Origin of the sequence: Neobacillus sp. PS3-34 (assembly GCF_030915465.1) — a bacterium.
Taxonomy (GTDB): Bacteria; Bacillota; Bacilli; order Bacillales; family Cytobacillaceae; genus Neobacillus_A.
In genome coordinates this window covers 4257332-4274268 of the sequence record NZ_CP133267.1, presented here as the reverse complement: position 1 = coordinate 4274268, position 16937 = coordinate 4257332, and the positions used below count along the sequence as shown (strand labels likewise).

Below are 16937 nucleotides of genomic sequence, written 5' to 3'. Positions count from 1 at the left end.
CTCCTTATTAAAAAATAATATTTTGAACCGTTTCCTTATTAAGCCTCTTAAATATATTTACAAATAGATTGACTGTATTTTCAAAGTCATCGTAATGAAGAACTGCTGCATGGCTGTGGATATAACGGGTAGCAATTGTAATAGCCAATGATGGCGCCCCGCTTCCAGCAGTGTGTGTTGCTCCAGCATCAGTTCCACCGAAAGGCAGTGCCTCAAATTGAAATGGGATACTTAATTCATCTGCTAGATCTGTAACAAAATTCCTAAGGCCAGGATGGGATACCAATGAGCTGTCATACAGAACGATTTGAGGGCCCTTTCCAATTTTTGCGTTGGATTCTGTTTTTGAAATACCAGGTGTATCACCGGCAATCCCGACATCAATCGCAAAAGAGATATCGGGCTGGATTTTGTTTGCAGCCGTTTTTGCTCCACGCAGGCCTACCTCTTCCTGTACAGCTCCCACCCCAAATAATGTGCAATTTAATTGTTCATCTTTTAACCGTTTCATGACCTCAATGACAATCGCGCAGCCAATTCGGTTATCCCAAGCTTTCGCCATCATTAGCTTTGGATTTTTCATTATGGTAAAAGGACAAATAACCGCGATTACATCCCCTGGGCGGACGCCAAATGAAAAGGCCTCCTCTTTGCTTTCTGCACCAATATCGATGAACATATCATTCATCGAGACTACCTTTTTTCTTTCCTCCGCTTTTAGAATGTGCGGCGGTTTAGATCCGATCACACCTTCTACCATATCACAACTACGGGTTATGACATTTACACGCTGTGCAAGCATTACATGCTCCCACCATCCTCCAAGGCCGGTGAACTTCAAAAATCCCTCATCGGTAATATTGGTTACCATAAAGCCTATTTCATCAAGATGTGAGGTGAGCATGACCCTGGGAGCATCTTCAGCACTTTTTTTAACTGCAATGATACTTCCAAGATGATCATAGGTAATTTCGTCTGCCAAAGGCTCAAGGTACTTCTTCATCACTTCACGCACCGGTTTTTCATGACCAACAATACCATTCGTTTCAGTTAATTCCTTAAACATTTTTATTACGTTACTTTCCATAAAGAATCCTCCTGAAAATAGTGTCTACTATTGAAAAATACTTCTTTTTGGACTATAATAAGCAAAACCGACTGTTCAGTCTATTTAATTTAACCATAAAGGAAACTTCTTAGCAATATTAATTTTAAAAATTCTAAACAATTGATTTTCATCTAAGTTGTCCCTAATTTTATGCTATGATGGTTGTTAATTACGTTTTTTATAGGAGGAAAAAATGCCAGCTGTTTCCGATAAATATAAAAAAGAAAAAAAGGCACTTATTCTTAAAAATGCTTTTGAATGTTTTGCCGAAAAAGGCTTTCAAGCAGCAACTATCGATGATATTGTCACGCGATCCGGCATTAGCAAAGGTGCCATTTATAATTATTTCAACAGTAAAGATGAAATTTATATCGAGCTTATGAATCAGCAAACAGAAGAAAATATGGAGCGTTTAAAAACTAACATCAGCAGTCTATCCTGTTCAAAAGAAAAATTGGATTATCTTTTTGAAACGTACAGCAATTTAAATAACCTTCCTCAGTTCCAAAATTCGACCCGAGTACATATTGAATTTTGGATTTACTCTTCAAGAAAAGAAGATTTATCAGAATTAATGATGTCCCGTTATCAGATGTATACGGGCTTATTTAAAGGAATTGTTGAAGAAGGAATTTTAAATGGCGAGTTCCCTTCCGATGCTAATGCTGAAGAACTGGCACTTGTATTTTGGGGGTTCATAGATGGAGCATCAATCCATTTTTTGATGCTTGGGAACGAACATTATCCGTATCAAAACGTGTTTAAAACCATTAAAAAATTAATTTATTCAAATTTAGCTATTAAAAAAACCCCATGAGGCAGATCGTTTCTGCTCAATGGGGTTTTTTTTACAAAAACCAAACTTTTGATATTTTTTCATTTTCAATCTCATAAATGGCTATTGCTTGTCTGTCAATTCCATTTGTCCTGCCAGTTACAAATTCATGATCAATGATACGGTTTCCTTTTACGATCCTTGTAAGAAGCTCAGCGTGGTTTTTCGGATTTTCCTTAAAAAGGCGGCTGTAACCTTCTCTCATTTCCTCCATCCCAATAGTGATGATGGAGTTGGATGGAAATTCCATCACTATTACATCTTCACTATAAACTGAAACGAAATCCTCCAAGTTTTGTGCATTATATGCATCAAGCTGTTTCTGTACCAATTTTTCACCGATCTCTTTCATTGAAGATTCCCCTTTATAAACATTTATAATATTGGAACACATTTCCATGGTACCTATTAATATTACATCAATTATTTTTTTTTTCCTTTTTTTCCTTTTCGAATTTTTAAAAGTTAAATTTTTCACAACTTTTTTACACAATTTTTATATGAAATAGACATACTAAATATGATTAGGAGGTCTGCGTAATGCTTTTAATGTCCGTCATATTTACATTCCTTTCTGTCCTTTCTCCTAAAACGGATGCTGTACCGCTGATGTTTACTTATAATGGGAGCCCGATTGGTGTTGTTACTCGTGAGGAAATTAGCCTTCTCCCCATTCCCGGGCCGTTTTTCCGAGCAGCAACAAATTGGATGAGATTGTAGACAAAATAGATAAAGATGTTTACCTTGAACCTATAGATGCTCAAATAGATTCAAAAGGCAATATTAAGCCTGAAATGCCTGGCCATAAACTTAATAAGGAGATTCTTTCAGGTCAAATCCTTGAATATTTTTTTGAAGGCAAACCATACACGATTGAAGTGCCCATTACCACTTTATATCCAAGAGTTGGAAGTGAAATGCTGGATTCGGTAAGAACGATGTTGATTGGAAGGTATACAACCTTTTTTAATTCTAATAATAGTGAACGAACAATCAATATTTCATTAGCTACAAATGCACTAAATAATAAGGTTGTATTTCCTGGCGAGGTATTTTCCTTCAATAAAGTCGTTGGAAAACGGACAGCTGTAAAGGGCTACCTTAAAGCACCAATCATTGTGCGTGGTGAACTTTCAGAAGGAATTGGGGGTGGAATCTGCCAGGTTTCCTCTACCCTTTTCAATGCTGTTGACAATGCGGGGCTGAAAATTTTGCAGAGATATTCACATACGAAAAGTGTTACATATGTTCCTTCTGGGAGAGATGCCACTGTCAGCTGGTATGGCCCGGATTTTACCTTTAAAAATATTTACATGCAGCCTGTTCTTATTCGGGCGAAGAGTCTGGGTAACATGCTTTCGGTTTCGATTTATTCATCTGAATCGATAGATTTAAAACCGCGCAGTATTCCAGGCGCACCTGCCATTTTGCCAAAGGAGATCCCTTTTAAAACAAAGAAGCAGCAAAAACGTTAATGTTTTTGCTGCTTCTTTGTTTAATGCCCCTAATAAATCCAAGGAAGTATCCCTTGTATCTGGACTTATTTTCCTAATTTAAATATTCCCTTCTTCAACCCGATATAACTAAACCAGATGGCCTGAATAAAAAATAGAATCCCCCATACCTGTACAGGAATAATTCCGGTCAATATCGCAAGGTTTGCTGCATCCCCTGCCGATTTTGGAGTAATCAGACTGATATACATAATATCAAAGGCGCTTTTTACCGAATCCACGAGCAATACGGATGCAATCAAGAGTAAGACATTATTGACGAATGACTGGCTTCCTTTGGCCAGTAAAAATAAAAATGCGGCGCCAAATGAAATGAGCCAAAATAATCCATAGATATTCCTCACCCAGAAAACGAGGTTTAAGACGATAAATCCAAGGAGAATGACGATCAGAATTTTATATTGCTTTTTTCCAATCAGCAAAAAGGATAAAAACGCCATAAATGACGAAAAAACATAACCAGCCATACTGGTGAAAAAGCTGCCTGCCCATGTTGACTGACGACTATAGGTAACACCTTCTGTATTCATAAACAAGGAAATCCGCTCAACATCCCCGCCTAGGAGAGCAATAAATGCGTGTCCTGATTCGTGTATTACTGTATTAATTACGCTAACATAGCTCCCAAGGATGGGTATCTGCGTCAATATGACCGCCAAGATTAAAAACAAGAAACTTTTCCCGCTAATTTTATCAGTAAAAGCTTTCAATCTGCACTCTCCCTAAACATTTTTATACAAATGAAGCTTTAAGAGATCGTTCTATAAGACAATTTTACCACAGAGTGTCAGGTGTTAAAAAATTTAGAGTTTAGGATGAATTGGCTTCTTTTCTACACATTTTTCCGGCTTGAAGGAAATCGGAAACCATTTCCCTTGTCGGTCCCATCTGAATTGGCCAACCTCCAAATCAGTCCCATTGGTTAGTTCCACATAAACCAAGAGGTATATATGCCCGTCATTACCCAAAAAGGATATATTTTGAACATTTCCTTCTCGCTGAGTAGGAAACATCCTCTTAATCATTCCACACCAATTTCCGTATTTTACAGCCACTGCAGATTCTGCATCATGATCCCAGCCATGATAAGCAGCACATAGAAAATCTTCGCCAAACAGTTTTATGTCATCAATCAAATAATGATTATTTTCCTTAACCACATTTATAAACCCATAATAGTATGCGAAAAAGGTGACTCCCTTCGAAGAACCTTCAATCGTTTCAATTTCAATAAAATAGCGCCAGGCATTTTGTGTCCCGGTGACTTGATGCAATTTTAATAAATTAATATGGCCTATGCCCTTAAATGAATCAAGAAACTGGTCGTAGCTCCACTTTCTTCGATATCCTTTGGAAAGAAAGTTATAGGCAACCGGAAAAGGCAGACGCGCAATCCCGACTGTTCCGCACCCCCCAGACATACCAGCTGAAAGGTTTTCTGCTTCTCTTAAAATACTATAATAGTTAACAATCGTGTCTTCAGGAGATACAGTTAGCTCGGCTGGCAGAAATATTTCGTCATAAGTTTTTTCAAAGTAGGGATTAAAAAACTCAAAATTCATATTCCTGGTGTTCAGTGCTCGCAGCCTTGAGGGCCGGAAATATTTTTCATTTATGCTCTTAGTCTCCATCTCATTCACTCCCTGTTTCATGTTATGAAATAAGAGAAAAATGAGCCACACTTCATAAATTTACGCAATTTTAACTTTCCTTTAACATTTACCTTAATGAAGTTTAATGATTTTCTTTTATGATAAGGGCTGAAGCGGGAGCCGCTTCAAAAATGAATATGGGAGGATAAATGCTTGAAAAACCTATTTTTCGTTTTATTCGTACTGGCACTGTTGGCTGGCTGCATTAACGTACTGATGATTGAAATGACCAATTATGAACACCCGAACCATGCTGCTGCTGAATCAATGAAAAAAACGGAAACTATGGAAGCTCCTAAATATCAACAGCTTATTCCCAGTCCAAATGTACCCGATGACTTAAAACTAATACGTTCTGGGCAATCAATCACAAGTCAAAAAGGGAAGCTGACTCTAAAGTCAATTTTACCAGTCAACAAGGTTTATTTGCTCAATGGCATTGAGTTTATTATAAATGATGTGAAAATTATGCACTTCAAGCCTAATACAAGCTTAAATGATTTTTTTCACTTATACACTGATAAAAATGAATTCGATTTTATAAAAATTAATGTTGAATTGGTTAACAGCAAGTCTGAGAAAGTGAATTTCTCACCGATCGCATCGTTAAACTTCAACAGCCAGCATCTAATTGCGGAAGATGATTTTTATCAGGAAAACCTTAATGGGGATATTGCCGGCGGAGAAACAAAGACTGGCAGCCTGGGCTTTATTCTGCAGAATCCCCCTGCAAAAATTAATAAAATCGATATCACCACAAGCGATGTAGTTGGACCAAAAATGAGAGTGATGTACACTGCGAAACAAATTCACTTGGAAGCGAAAAACAAGTAAATCACTTTTCATGGCCTCCGCCATGTTTTTTTATTTTCCTTTAAATGACTGATTGTGAAATTGGTTTATATACTTGAACAATTCTTCCCCGCTCTCCGGCAATTCTGATGCTGTAACCAGTTTTCTAAACATTGCCCGATACGGTTCAGGTACCCATATGTACTGATGGACATATTCGGTTATGGTAAAGCCGCACTTTTCCCAAAAATGAATTCGTGCATTATTTTCAGGGGTGTCCTCAGCTTCCACCTCGATCAGCATGCTGTCGTATTTATTTCCATCGAGTGACCATGCTGCTATATATTCAACCAGGTCCCGTCCCATCCCCTTTTGCTGACATGTTTCTAGGACGGCGAGATAATCAATTAATAGGACACAACTACCTTCCCCGTTGCCAGTCAAAGCCATCGCAGCCGCCTCATCTTTAATAAATGCTATATGAAGTTGGCAAATCCCCTTTTGAAACATATTTCGAATCACTTTCTCCGGCTTGGCGCCTTTCCCCGCAAAGGCTTGATCATATACTACTTTAGCCTGTTTCCATAATTTTTCGTCCCATTCCTCAATGGTCTTAAATTCCACTATAATTCACCTCTATCAGCATTTTCCCCTATTATACCTCTTCCTTAACTTTCATCTTCATGTGAAAATGAATAGGAATAATAAACTTTCTTTTATCGGTCCCCGTCTATTATATATGATCAGAAAAAATCTTCGATTAGCCAGAGGAAGGAGGCGTTCATCCTGGAAGATTTCGTTGCAGAAATGCTAGACATGGAAGACACCGAAGGATTGCTAAATGAAATTATGGACAGATACGGCCAGGACGTTTTGCAGCTTGTTTTTTCTTATGTGAAAAACAAAGCGCTTGCCGAGGATTTGACACAGGATATTTTTGTAAAATGCTACAAATCCCTCCATACATATAAACGCAATGCGAAAATGAAAACTTGGATTCTAAAAATTGCTTCAAACCATTGCAAGGATTATTTACGAAGCTGGTATTACAGGAAGGTGCAGGTCACTGAAAAAATAGCCGATTTTACAGGTTCTGTTCAGCAAGATGCAGAACAGGCACTACTGGAACAAGAAGCTGAAAGCACCCTCTCTCTTGCATTGCTGGCAATCCCGATAAAATACCGCGAAGTTATTTACCTATTCTACTTTGAGGAATTGACGTTGAAGGAAATGGAGTCGGTTATAGCTGTTAATCAAAATACGATTAAATCCAGATTAAAGCGTGCCAGGGTATTATTAAAAAATGAACTTGAGAGGTGCGAAAATGGAAAATAGGCTTAAAAAACTAAAACAATCAATGAAAAGCACAGTTTTTCAGGACCTGACCTTTAATGAAAAACAAAAGGAAGCCATCAGGAAAAACGTAAAACAAGAGAATTATCTTGAAAACATCATGCAGCTTCTTGTAACTGAAAGAACTGGCATGGATTTGATTAAGCTTTTACGGGCACGAAGAATAACGAGATTCGAAGAACAGGAAGGCTTCATTTATACTATCCTTCACGAGCTCGAGCAGGAAGGACTGTTAACACATCGATGGGATGAAAGTGAATACAAATTCTATATTTTGAATCGTAAGGGATTAAAACTGCTTAGGAAAATGGAAAAATCTAGCCTTGAGATTTTACCTCTCCTTCAAAGGCTAGTATTAGGTGAAGGCTCATGATGAATAAAATAGAATTTTTGAATGCCGTCAATAAAAATATCCGCTCCAGGGAAGCAAGAGAAAAGGTGTCAAAAGAGCTCGAACAGCATATCAAACAAACAACGGATGAGCTGCAGAATCAAGGGATTCCTCTTACCGAAGCCGAACTAAAAGCGGTGGAACAGATGGGAAGCCCGCTTACACTAGGTGCAAAATTCAACCAGCTATATAAACCTAAAATGGATTGGGTCCTTGCTATTCTTTTCTTGGTAGCTTTAGGTCTGGGAGTTTTGCCGCTTATAGTTTTGGGGAATAGCTTTCACCATTTAAAATGGGGTTCGAAAATTGCCGGAATGATTGCTGGAATTGTGATTGTCTTTGGCCTGCAGCTGGTGAATTATAAAAGCTGGGAAAAACGGGGAATGTATTTTTACATTTTCGCAACTACTGTGTTGCTGATAGCTTTAAACGCACAGCACTTCTTTCCTTTTATGCTTTACATTAACGGGCGGCCATATTTTAAATTTGGGCCATTTTTAACAGATGCCAGCATTGTTCTTCCTATTTATTTGGTAGCCTGGTCATCCTTTTTTGTAAACAGTAAAATAAAGCTATGGATGCTCGGAATTTTATTCTTCCCTTCACTAATTTTATTATTGAATACCTCAAATCTCACAATCGTTGGTATTTATGTGGTAATGGTTATGGTTATGTTCTGGTTCAGCGGCCGCTCCCATATTTTAAGAACTTCCTTGGTAATGGCTATAATTGGAGCAGGAGCACTATTTTTCATCTGGTCCAATTCTCATGAACTTCAAAAACGATTTTCTGCTTTTCTTTTTCCTTATAATGATCCTAATTCAGCTGGATTTATGGCAATCCGGGCCAAAGATATTCTAAGTGAGGCAAAATGGGGATTCCAGGCAATCCCAAAAGATGGTCTGCTTATCCCGGGATCACATGCAGATTTAGTGCTTTTATCGCTAACTTATTCACTAGGCTGGGGATTTTCCTTGATCCTGCTGGCGTTATTATCAGTTATTATCATAAAAATGGCATTAACTTCAGCAAATATAACCACCCTTTTTGGGAAATTGCTGGTTATCGGGGGGATGACCATCTATGCAGTCCAATTGTTATATAACGTTGGGATGATATTCGGTCTATTCCCTATTGCCGGTATGTCCCTTCCGTTCATCAGTTACGGCACCATTCCTATTCTCATCAATAGCATCGTCATTGGATTATCTCTCAGTATATATCGCCGTAAGGCATTCGTTTGAGTGCATATTTTAAAGCATCGGTTAAAACGATGCTTTTTTTTAGGCTGTTTTCTAAAAGATTGTTGTTTTGTAAATAGGTTTTTAAAAGCAAATCGTTGAAAAAGAAGTTGATTGAAACGGGAGGTGCGAGCTCCTCGAAAATGCTATCGCATTTCCTTCGTGCGGTGTTGGATTCTAGGAAGCTGATTCAACGTCCTGCGGGAGCAGCGGGACAGGTGAGACCCCACAGGCGCTTTGCGCCGAGGAGGCTCACCGCTCGCCCCGCGGAAAGCGAGCATCCTGGAGTGGAAATCAACTACTCCTTAAATAGTAACAAAGTATACGAAAACAGCCTTTTTTATTATGGAGCAAAGTGAAAATGCATATTAATTCGTAAAAAAATAATAATAAAGGAAGAGGTGATCACATGGATAAAGAGAGTTTAAAACTTACTTCTTCTGAAATAGGAACTTTATGGGGCCAATATATTAACGGAACATTGGTCGATACGGTAAACAGATATATGGTATCGATTATTGAGGATGAATCAATAAAATCACTTTTTAAAGAAGCAATAGAGATCTTCAGCAGGCAAAAAAAACAGCTTGTTTCTTTCTTCGAAAAGGATGGTTTCCCTGTTCCAATTGGATTCAACGAATCAGATTTATATAAAGGTGCAGATAGATTATATACCGATATTTTTTGTTTGAACTATTTACATATCATGACCATGCACGGCTTACTTGGCCATACAACATGCTTAAGTGTGTCTGTCAGAAAAGACTTACGTGATTTTTACGATTCATGTGATAATGATGGAAAGAAGATGTACCATCAAACCATTGAATTATTAATTGAAAAAGGTAAATTTCAAAGAGATCCTTATTTCTATCCAACAGAAAAACCTGAATATATCTCGAGCAAGGATTTTATAGACGGATATTTTGGGAAAGGCAGACGGTTATCCGCAACTGAAATTATTAGTATTTCTTTTAACCTTAAAAAGAATATTATGGCTAAAACACTTACAATCGGCTTTAGCCAGGTAGCTCAATCAAAAGAAGTAAGACAGTTTTTTAGTGACAAAGAGGAAACGACAGATGAACATATTCAGGAGTTTTCAAAAATTATGCACAATGACAATCTGCCAGTCCCTATGTCGCTCGAAACGGAAGTGACGATTTCAACTGTCCCGCCATTTTCAGATAAACTTATGATGTACCATGTTGGGTTCCTGTTTCAGACAGCGCAGGTCTTCCATGGAACTGGTTTAGCATCAGCCATGCGAATGGATCTGGTAGCTTCATTTGAAAAAATCATCCTAAAAAATTTACTGTCAACGAAACAATGGTTTGATATCATGGTCAAAAACAAATGGCTCGAACAGCCGCCGCTTGCCCCTAACAGAAAAGAAATATCTAATACGGATTAAAAGCTGTTAGAATAAATCAGGGTTGATAAACACTTAAAAAGCAAAGCCAATGAAACAAGTCGGCTTTGCTTTTAATTTTAACTGTTTCTCTTTTCTAAAATAAAACCAATCTTATTTAATGCCCTTTCAAGATTAGCTTCTATGCTTACCTTTTGCAGGTTTACATTTGTTTGTATCGCTTTGATGGCTAAATCAGGGTGCAAACCGGTTAAAATAGGTGTTACTCCAATTAATTCTAATAAATTTACAATCTTCAACAATGAGGCGCTAACTAGATTGTTGATTTTCAATATGCCGGATAAATCAATCACTAAATATTCGAGTGACAATTCCTGGCTTTTTGTAAGTGCCAGAAAAATAATATTTTCTGCGCGGAGTTCATTAATTATCCCAATGATAGGAAGTATAGCGACTCCTTTCGTAATTGGGACAAATGGAGCTGAAAGACTTTGAATTTCTTTATTTGCATTATCCAATTCCAAAACATAGGTAAGTAACGAACTCATCGTTTCAAATAGTTCGATATGTTTTTCTGTAAATTCAAAAGATTTAGTATCTAACCCGCATATGGTCCCATAATTTTCTCCATCACCATAATAAATAGGAATTCCGATAAAACAGCCACTGCCCAGACCTTTTGTAACGTTAAGAGACACAGTTAAATCGCTCTTATTTATATCAGGAATTATAAGGATTTCGCGGCCGTGATCGACGCTTAATTTACAAAAGGTTTCTTCAAAAGGGAGAGCATCTCCTTCTTCAAGAAGTTTTTTACCATGATTCCAAACTTTAACAATTTGATTTGTACTCTTATCATTCTTCGCAATGAACAGCGTATTAATATCGATGATTTTGCTCATCATTTGAAGGATGCTTTCTGCTGCATCGTCGAAATTCTTAAATGTTTTTAATGAGTTTTGAATTCTCGCTGAGATTTGCATTCACATTGAACCTTTCAGATCAGTATTTTCCGGTAAATTATACCCTTTTTTTATGTCTTTATAACAAATCTATCTATCCTTCGTAATAAAAAGAGATATTCTCTATCGCAACAATGGTATACTCGTTCTCTATCTCTATTATTTGCTGAAAAATATCAGAAACGAAATCGGCCGTGAATACTTGGGTGATTGGATTTATGCTATCCTTCTCCATATATGTAACTTCATATTTGTGCATCTCATTCTCCCCCTGCTGTTATAAAAAGCTTGTCGGAATCCTTTACCCATATTTACTTGATTTCTAACTTATCCGCCATCTGCTGATGATTAGTGTTAAATAATAGTCAGATCTGACTGCCTATTAATCTCTTCCAAAAAAGAATACAATGAAAGAAATAATACGCACACGGGGAGTAAAACGATGAAAAGAAAAACGGCCATTGTCACCGGTTCTTCAAGCGGATTTGGAATGTTATGCTCGCTTGAACTTGCTAAAAAAGGATTCCATGTTATTGCAACGATGAGAGATAAGGCAAAATCTGAAACTATCTTAACGCTGGCCAAAGAACAAAAACTGCTCGATAAAATCGAGGTCCATCCTCTGGATGTCACTTCAATAGAATCAATAAATGCCTTTATGGTAGAGTTATCTGGATTTGATTCGATTGATGTACTCGTTAATAATGCAGGTTTAGCGATTGGTGGATTTTGCGAGGAAGTTCCCCTTGAGGAGTACCGCAGGCAATTTGAGACGAACTTTTTTGGTGTTATCTCAGTAACCCAGGCACTGCTCCCTTTAATGAGAGCAAATGGGCGCGGAAGAATTATCAATATGAGCAGCATTAGCGGAAAAGTGGGCTTTCCAGGGTTATCGCCTTATGTAGCATCAAAGCATGCGCTTGAGGGTTTTAGCGAAAGTTTAAGGCTTGAACTCAAGCCATTTGGAATTGATGTTGTGTTAGTTGAACCGGGATCGTATTCGACTAATATTTGGTCCGGCCTGGATAACACAGAAATAAAGAAGGATTCCCCTTACCGCTCCTATATGGAAACTATTTTTTCTATTATTGAAAGTGGCAAACAAGAACATGGTGATCCCCTAGAAGTGGCAGTTCTGGTTGCCCAAATAGCTTCTCAGCAAAAAGCTCCTAACCTGAGATATGTTATTGGGAAAGGCGTAAAGAAGAACCTTTTTTTGAAGAATCTTGTTCCCTGGAAGATCATAGAAAAGGCAGTGGTGAAAAGGTTAATAAAATAGCGTAGCTTAATTCCAATTTTACCCATGCTGATTTTCAGGTTTAATTTTTCAAAAATTGTGGTAAATAAAGAATGTAAGGCCAATAAATGATGAAGGGACTGGGAAGCGATGATTCGACCAACAGCGACTTCGGAATATGGCACTTTAAGGGAAGGTACTTTTGCCTTCAGGGCGAAAGGAACACTGGTCCTTAATCGATGGACTATATATCGGTAAGGCCCAGAAGCTTTATCTCCTCCCAATGTAAAAAGGAAAAACGCGAACTGATCGGTTCGCGTTTTTTCTTCGTATAGGAAATTATAAAATTAATGAATGGTTATCCTTTCTACCAAGTTGTATTAATCTAGCTCCAGCGCCCAGCCCCTCGGGGTCATAAGCCAAATCACTACAGAAATCAGGATTTCCTGCGTGATTCGTCTTATGCCTGTCGGGGCTAACCAGGGCGCTTGCGCCTTTTGTTCTTTGCCTATGATAAACTATCTTAATGCAGCTGGTTCTCTTTCGATGCTTAAAATTTGATAAAGCTCTTCAAGCTTTTGTATTTGGTAGGTTGGGACAATTTCAGTTTCGTTGGGCTTATTTGTGGGGTTGAACCAGCATGTGTCCAGACCGGCAAGCTGCCCACCATAAATATCCGCGCTCAAGGAATCTCCGATAATTAATCCTTGTTTCACACTAAAATTTGGAATCCGCGCAAAAACATAATCAAAATACTCCTTCATTGGCTTTTGGAAGCCAGTGTCCTCTGATACAAATATATCTTTAAAAAGCGGATATAACCCTGAATTACGGAGGCGTTTATCCTGAGTTTTAGAAACACCATTAGTTACAATATAAAGGTCAAATTGATTTTGGAGGTCTGTTATCAATTCTATCGCTCCATTTATAAGCTGATGCCCTTCTTCTAGGAAACTGCGATACTTCTTTTCAAGTAAAGGTCCTTCAACCTCTTGGCCGTATTCCTTAAATAAAATGGAAAACCGGGTATTCACTACGTCTTCACGATTTAATTTGCCTTCTTCAAACGACTTCCAGAGACCTTGATTTATTTTTTTATAATTTGCTTCGATTTCAGAAGTTAACGGGATTTTTTGGTCATTAAACAGCCTTTGTAACGCTGACTTTTCAGTTGCGCCAAAATCCAAAAGTGTATCATCAACATCAAAAAATAATGTTTGGTATTTTTTCACCTTGATCTCCCCATTTGAGTTTTTGTATATATATCAGATGAACCTGGATTCTTACGATCATCGCCTGATTTAATTACAATAATACCACCAGCAATGACCAGTACACCAATTAGGTGCCTGAGAGTAAAAGGGACTTTTTCAAGACCGAATAATCCTAAGGAATCCCACACTAAAGCAAAACCCAGCTGTGAGGTAAGCACAATAGAGATGGAAAACGTTGGACCCAGCAGCCTAATACCCTTCACGAGACATATTACCACTCCGGTACCGATTAGACCGGTGAACCAGTACCATGTTTTCATATTTTGCAAGATAAATAGATGTTTACCCTCAAAGATTAGACCCATTGTAAGAGAAGCTAAGAATCCCATCCCTAAAACTAATGAAGTCGTTGCCCATAGCCCTGAGCGTTCATTTACTTTACTGTTGAAAATATTTTGCAGACTCACCAGAGAACCTGCGATAAGTGACAATAATACCCCTTGTATCATCAAATTTACTCTCCAATGCTGATTATTTAGAATGCTAAATGTTTCCCTGCTTCCTGATTAAAAAATCTACTCGTAGATATTGTGATTTGCCAGCGCACTTAATCTTTTTCTGTCCTTCACCGTGATGAATCCTTTGTTTCGCTCAACCAGACCATTTGTACAAAACCGGTGGATTACCCGATTTAAATGTCTATAGCTGGTTCCGATTAAGTTAGCTGCATCCGGTAATGTGGAAGTGCTTATTTCCCCTTTAAAAAGAGAATCGGAATCATCAAAAGAGACAGACAATAAATAACTGGCCAAGCGTACCTCTACCGGATACATCAAATTGAAGCGCATCGAGTTGGATTTAATGTGAAACTTTTGTGTGATGATTTCCAGTAAAAATTGCAGCAACGGCGCATATTCATTTCCGTATTTTTTCAGCCATTGATGGTGGATGCCAATCATAATTACAGGTGATACTGCCTCAACTGTATTGATAAAGTCTATATCCCGTACATATTCAATATCCCCGATTACTTCCAGAGGTGTTTTAAAAGAGAGAATCAAGGTTTTTCCTTCTGCTGAGGTCGTAAAGATTTTAATTTTCCCCTTAACAAGTACGTACAGATATTGTGAAGCTTCTCCCTGTGAACAGATAGGTTCACCCTCATCAAAGCTGTATAGGGACAAATACGGTTTTATTTGTTCATTAAAAATGGTGTCTATACGATGGGCAAGCAAATAATGATTCAGTTGGTCACGATCTTTAATTTCATTCATTGCCCGATTCACCCCGAGTCTTTCAACTGTCAGATTTCAAAATTTCTTTCTATTATAACCTTAATATCACGATACCGGCTATCATCATTAAGATGCCAATAACCTGTTGAACCCTCATTTTCTGTTTTACCACTCCGAACCACCCGTTGATGTCAATTAAAAAAGTAAGACACAGCTGGGCAATGAGCAAGGCAGCGATAGTAAGTGTTACGCCGATCTGCTGAATGGCCGTGACATTACTGAAAATAATGACAGCCGCTAAGGCGCCGCCAGTTAAATATAACGGTTCTACTTGCTTAAACCTTTGCCATTTTCCGTCCCGGACGAAAATCAGAATTAGCAGCGCCATTAGGAATCCTGTCAACTGTGTGATGGTTGCAGCTTGCCAGGTGCCAATATCATGGCTTATTTGGGAATTGGCAACTCCTTGCAGGGTTATTAAGGCCCCACCTAAAAATGCAAATAAAATTCCTCTCATTTTGTTCTCCCCATTTTTAATTTCTTAATTTTATTAAAGAATAAACCCAGATATTTTGGAAAGGACATATGTCTTCAAACTGTAAAAGAATATGTTCCCCCCGAGAATATTGGACCCAAAACATACATGCCAACTCGCCCCCCATTTAAATTCCCTCACAAAAAAACACCCCTTTAGAAAATGATTTCTAAAGGGGTGAAAATTACATTTTCAGCATATTATTTAATGGCCTTAATGATTTGTCTGGATTTTTTTGCGGCATAGAGTCTGGCTGTGATTGCAGGAAACACGAATTATTGTTGGCAGCCAGTGGGCTAAGGGTGTCTGAGGGTATTTTGTTCTCAATCATTTTTTCCCGATCAATGTCTTCCTTTTTTAAAAGAAGATGGATTTTCAACATGGATGGGGTACCTTCTTAAAACTGCTTCTCCGCTATATAGAGCGAATATTGGATCAGACTACTGACAAATTGATTAAGGCTTGCGAACCGCTCATCCTGTGTCTGACCTTTTTTCCAGCGGAAATAAATTTGCTGGCAAATTACAGCGAGCTTGAAGTACGCAAAGGTCAGATAAAAATTCATATTAGAGATGTCACGGCCGCTTTTCTTTGCATAGTATTCCATGAACTCGTTTCTGGTAAAGAAACCTGGCATGGCTGTGATCGGCAGTTTTCCCATGCCTCTTTTTAAAAGCTCGGAGTCATCAGGTTCAATCCAATAGCTCATCGCAGCACCCAGATCTGCGAGTGGATCACCAACCGTAGTCATTTCCCAATCAAACAAGCCCACCATTTTGGTAAATTGGGCGTCAAACATGGAGTTGTTCAATTTGTAATCATAATGGATGATAGAAGGTGTGCCTGAAACAGGAATATGGCTTAACAGCCATTGTTTCAGCCTTTCAACGCCTTCGATCAGGTCTGTTTCCGACCGTTCATACCGCCTGATCCAGCCTTCAACCTGCCTTTCCATAAAACCGTCGGGCTTGGTCATTTCAAATAATTTCGTTTTTGAATAGTCAATACTGTGCAAAGCGACCAGGTTATCAACCATTGTTCCTGATATTTTCCGGCACATAGCTTCTGTCGGTGTTACCCCCTCAGGAAACTCAGTATCGAGAACAATCCCGTGCTTTCTCTCCATTATAAAAAACGGACTTCCAATGATATTTTGATCAGCGAAAACCAAGGGCTTTGGCGCTGGTGGAAAATGGGGATGAATTTCTTTCAAAACCTGGTACTCCCTCTCCATATCATGAGCTTTTGGAGCAACCTGACCGAGCGGCGGCCGCCTTAACACGGCTTCCCATTCACCCTTTTTCAGCTGGTAAGTTAAATTCGAACGCCCAACACTAAATTGCTCTATCGTTAAAGGGCCATCTGGCAGATCAGGAAAATGATTTTTTAAAAATGCTTCAATTTTTGTTATATCCAATTCTTCACCTTTTCGGATTGGAATCGTATCAGACGCCATTGTGCTCCTCCTTTTGTTTTTTACCTCTGCGCCAAATACA

22 protein-coding genes are annotated in these 16937 nt (G+C 38.3%); 9 read left to right on the top strand and 13 right to left on the bottom strand.

The window, feature by feature from the left end; translation table 11 throughout:
• Window positions 1–7: 7 nt before the first annotated feature.
• The gene (locus RCG23_RS22435; protein ID WP_308177463.1) at window positions 8–1087 is read right to left on the bottom strand and encodes a M42 family metallopeptidase; all 1080 of its coding nucleotides are present in this window, start codon (window positions 1085–1087) and stop codon (window positions 8–10) included.
• A 214-nt stretch (window positions 1088–1301) separates the two neighbouring features.
• Between RCG23_RS22435 and RCG23_RS22430 the strand changes: the two genes are divergently transcribed.
• Complete coding sequence (locus RCG23_RS22430) at window positions 1302–1925, top strand: TetR/AcrR family transcriptional regulator (RefSeq protein WP_308177462.1); 624 nt, start codon at window positions 1302–1304, stop codon at window positions 1923–1925.
• Between the two features lie 31 nt (window positions 1926–1956).
• Here the strand turns inward: RCG23_RS22430 and RCG23_RS22425 are convergent, their stop codons facing one another.
• Complete coding sequence (locus tag RCG23_RS22425; RefSeq protein WP_308177461.1) at window positions 1957–2295, bottom strand: nuclear transport factor 2 family protein; 339 nt, start codon at window positions 2293–2295, stop codon at window positions 1957–1959.
• Window positions 2296–2483: 188 nt separating this feature from the next.
• On the opposite strand from RCG23_RS22425, the gene RCG23_RS22420 reads away from it, so the two are divergent.
• A complete protein-coding gene (locus RCG23_RS22420; protein WP_308177460.1) occupies window positions 2484–2663 on the top strand; it encodes a hypothetical protein in 180 nt (59 codons plus the stop codon).
• Window positions 2648–3418 (top strand): VanW family protein, encoded by a 771-nt coding sequence (locus RCG23_RS22415; protein ID WP_308177459.1) that lies wholly within the window; start codon window positions 2648–2650, stop codon window positions 3416–3418. Before RCG23_RS22420 ends, RCG23_RS22415 begins: the two co-directional genes overlap by 16 nt.
• Window positions 3419–3483: 65 nt before the next feature.
• On the opposite strand, the gene RCG23_RS22410 is transcribed toward RCG23_RS22415, so the two are convergent.
• Both RCG23_RS22410 and RCG23_RS22405 read right to left on the bottom strand, forming a co-directional pair.
• On the bottom strand, window positions 3484–4167 hold the full coding sequence (locus tag RCG23_RS22410; protein ID WP_308177458.1) for a M50 family metallopeptidase: 684 nt from the start codon (window positions 4165–4167) through the stop codon (window positions 3484–3486).
• A gap of 93 nt (window positions 4168–4260) precedes the next feature.
• Window positions 4261–5088: a hypothetical protein gene (locus RCG23_RS22405; protein WP_308177457.1), complete on the bottom strand. Its 828-nt coding sequence runs from the start codon at window positions 5086–5088 to the stop codon at window positions 4261–4263.
• A gap of 174 nt (window positions 5089–5262) precedes the next feature.
• Between RCG23_RS22405 and RCG23_RS22400 the strand changes: the two genes are divergently transcribed.
• Window positions 5263–5943: a DUF4352 domain-containing protein gene (locus RCG23_RS22400; RefSeq protein ID WP_308177456.1), complete on the top strand. Its 681-nt coding sequence runs from the start codon at window positions 5263–5265 to the stop codon at window positions 5941–5943.
• A gap of 30 nt (window positions 5944–5973) precedes the next feature.
• Here the strand turns inward: RCG23_RS22400 and RCG23_RS22395 are convergent, their stop codons facing one another.
• Entirely contained in the window at window positions 5974–6525 is a 552-nt protein-coding gene (locus tag RCG23_RS22395; protein WP_308177455.1) for a GNAT family N-acetyltransferase, read from the bottom strand.
• Window positions 6526–6687: 162 nt separating this feature from the next.
• Here RCG23_RS22395 and RCG23_RS22390 point away from each other — a divergent pair, with 162 nt between their 5' ends.
• The 4 genes from RCG23_RS22390 (at window position 6688) to RCG23_RS22375 (ending at window position 10300) form a co-directional block, all read left to right on the top strand.
• On the top strand, window positions 6688–7236 hold the full coding sequence (locus RCG23_RS22390; RefSeq protein ID WP_308180146.1) for a sigma-70 family RNA polymerase sigma factor: 549 nt from the start codon (window positions 6688–6690) through the stop codon (window positions 7234–7236).
• Window positions 7226–7627: a PadR family transcriptional regulator gene (locus RCG23_RS22385; RefSeq protein ID WP_308177454.1), complete on the top strand. Its 402-nt coding sequence runs from the start codon at window positions 7226–7228 to the stop codon at window positions 7625–7627. The genes RCG23_RS22390 and RCG23_RS22385 overlap by 11 nt, the downstream gene beginning before the upstream one ends.
• Window positions 7624–8889: an FtsW/RodA/SpoVE family cell cycle protein gene (locus tag RCG23_RS22380; RefSeq protein WP_308177453.1), complete on the top strand. Its 1266-nt coding sequence runs from the start codon at window positions 7624–7626 to the stop codon at window positions 8887–8889. The genes RCG23_RS22385 and RCG23_RS22380 overlap by 4 nt, the downstream gene beginning before the upstream one ends.
• A gap of 406 nt (window positions 8890–9295) precedes the next feature.
• Window positions 9296–10300, top strand: a complete 1005-nt coding sequence (locus RCG23_RS22375) for a DUF3231 family protein (protein ID WP_308177452.1) — start codon at window positions 9296–9298, stop codon at window positions 10298–10300.
• Window positions 10301–10377: 77 nt separating this feature from the next.
• Here the strand turns inward: RCG23_RS22375 and RCG23_RS22370 are convergent, their stop codons facing one another.
• Complete coding sequence (locus RCG23_RS22370; protein WP_308177451.1) at window positions 10378–11241, bottom strand: GAF domain-containing protein; 864 nt, start codon at window positions 11239–11241, stop codon at window positions 10378–10380.
• Window positions 11242–11314: 73 nt separating this feature from the next.
• Window positions 11315–11479 carry a hypothetical protein gene (locus RCG23_RS22365; RefSeq protein WP_308177450.1) on the bottom strand — a complete coding sequence of 55 codons (165 nt, stop codon included), beginning with the start codon at window positions 11477–11479 and terminating at the stop codon, window positions 11315–11317.
• 183 nt (window positions 11480–11662) lie between these two features.
• Between RCG23_RS22365 and RCG23_RS22360 the strand changes: the two genes are divergently transcribed.
• Complete coding sequence (locus RCG23_RS22360) at window positions 11663–12499, top strand: SDR family oxidoreductase (RefSeq protein ID WP_308177449.1); 837 nt, start codon at window positions 11663–11665, stop codon at window positions 12497–12499.
• 476 nt (window positions 12500–12975) lie between these two features.
• Here the strand turns inward: RCG23_RS22360 and RCG23_RS22355 are convergent, their stop codons facing one another.
• The 6 genes from RCG23_RS22355 to RCG23_RS22330 all read right to left on the bottom strand — a co-directional run bounded on the left by RCG23_RS22355 (window position 12976) and on the right by RCG23_RS22330 (window position 16897).
• Window positions 12976–13689, bottom strand: coding sequence for a YjjG family noncanonical pyrimidine nucleotidase (locus RCG23_RS22355; RefSeq protein ID WP_308177448.1), 714 nt, complete (start codon window positions 13687–13689; stop codon window positions 12976–12978).
• Window positions 13686–14180 carry a DMT family transporter gene (locus RCG23_RS22350; RefSeq protein ID WP_308177447.1) on the bottom strand — a complete coding sequence of 165 codons (495 nt, stop codon included), beginning with the start codon at window positions 14178–14180 and terminating at the stop codon, window positions 13686–13688. The genes RCG23_RS22355 and RCG23_RS22350 overlap by 4 nt, the downstream gene beginning before the upstream one ends.
• A gap of 66 nt (window positions 14181–14246) precedes the next feature.
• The gene (locus RCG23_RS22345; RefSeq protein ID WP_308177446.1) at window positions 14247–14945 is read right to left on the bottom strand and encodes a Crp/Fnr family transcriptional regulator; all 699 of its coding nucleotides are present in this window, start codon (window positions 14943–14945) and stop codon (window positions 14247–14249) included.
• 52 nt (window positions 14946–14997) lie between these two features.
• On the bottom strand, window positions 14998–15423 hold the full coding sequence (locus RCG23_RS22340) for a DMT family transporter (protein WP_308177445.1): 426 nt from the start codon (window positions 15421–15423) through the stop codon (window positions 14998–15000).
• Between the two features lie 202 nt (window positions 15424–15625).
• Window positions 15626–15823, bottom strand: a complete 198-nt coding sequence (locus RCG23_RS22335; protein WP_308177444.1) for a hypothetical protein — start codon at window positions 15821–15823, stop codon at window positions 15626–15628.
• A 15-nt stretch (window positions 15824–15838) separates the two neighbouring features.
• A complete protein-coding gene (locus tag RCG23_RS22330; RefSeq protein ID WP_308180145.1) occupies window positions 15839–16897 on the bottom strand; it encodes a phosphotransferase family protein in 1059 nt (352 codons plus the stop codon).
• Window positions 16898–16937 lie beyond the last annotated feature (40 nt).